The organism is Kribbella pittospori (assembly GCF_004331465.1).
Lineage (GTDB): Bacteria > Actinomycetota > Actinomycetes > Propionibacteriales > Kribbellaceae > Kribbella > Kribbella pittospori.
The window spans coordinates 1-587 of record NZ_SJKB01000061.1; the positions used below are offsets into that span (position 1 = coordinate 1).

A 587-nucleotide genomic window follows, 5' to 3' on the forward strand; every position below is an offset into this window, starting at 1 on the left:
TGCCCTTAGTAGCTTGTCACAAAAACAAACAACAAAAAGCAAAATTACGCTACAAAGAGATGCTCGCGTCCACTATACAGTTCTCAAAATACGGGCAGGAACACCAGCTTCATAACCACCACTTGAAGACAAACCCTGCATCAGAGGGAAACAACCCACCCCATCCGCAGACCGTCAACAGTCTGATGGAAGCCGGCCCCAGCCACCACACTCAACCAACCTCGGTTGAGCCGTGACCCAGAGAAGACCAGTCCAACTCCCCAACCGGGGAAGCAGGCCCGATTTCTCAGGACCCAACAGCGCGCCTCGAAACCTTCCTCAACCAGACCCCGCGTTCCACGCCGGCTCCCAAAGGAACCAGCAGTACTAACGAGACCAGCGTCGGTCCGAATCTAATGGTCAATGTTCCACAGTCCGAAGCACCATCGCCCCAGGACGTACGCCTGAGAAACGATGAATGGACAGACAACCCACAGGGTGTCTGCCGTAGTGCTCCTTAGAAAGGAGGTGATCCAGCCGCACCTTCCGGTACGGCTACCTTGTTACGACTTCGTCCTAATCGCCAGCCCCACCTTCGACGGCTCCCT

The 587-nt window shown here is 55.4% G+C and carries 1 protein-coding gene and 1 rRNA gene; one reads left to right on the forward strand and one right to left on the reverse strand.

From position 1 onward, the window contains the following. Positions 1-236, forward strand: a 236-nt coding sequence (locus tag E0H73_RS47850) for a hypothetical protein (protein WP_238164704.1), incomplete at its 5' end; no start/stop codon positions are given. Between the two features lie 264 nt (positions 237-500). Here the strand turns inward: E0H73_RS47850 and E0H73_RS45615 are convergent. Further along, positions 501-587 (reverse strand): 16S ribosomal RNA (locus tag E0H73_RS45615); the annotation flags it as partial.